The organism is Bacillus cereus group sp. BfR-BA-01379, from assembly GCF_022663605.1.
In the GTDB taxonomy this organism is placed as follows: Bacteria; Bacillota; Bacilli; order Bacillales; family Bacillaceae_G; genus Bacillus_A; species Bacillus_A mobilis.
The window spans coordinates 1-208 of record NZ_JAKUFT010000357.1; the positions used below are offsets into that span (position 1 = coordinate 1).

Here is a 208-nt window from a genome sequence, read left to right on the forward strand (position 1 = left end):
TCCGCTTGGAATAGAAGATGAGGAAGAAGTTACGTATCAATCAGCGCCAATTACACAGCAACCTGCTATGCAACAAACACAAAAAGAAATGCAAGTAAAACCGCAAAAAGAGGTACAGGTAAAGCCACAAAAAGAAGTGCAAAAAGAAAAGCCAATTCAAATAGAAAAACCAGTTGAAAAGCCGTCTGTTATTCAAAAACCACCGGTT

The 208-nt window shown here is 38.5% G+C and carries 1 pseudogene; it reads left to right on the forward strand.

From position 1 onward, the window contains the following. Positions 1–208 (forward strand): annotated as a pseudogene (locus tag MR113_RS28230) (peptigoglycan-binding protein LysM); the annotation flags it as partial.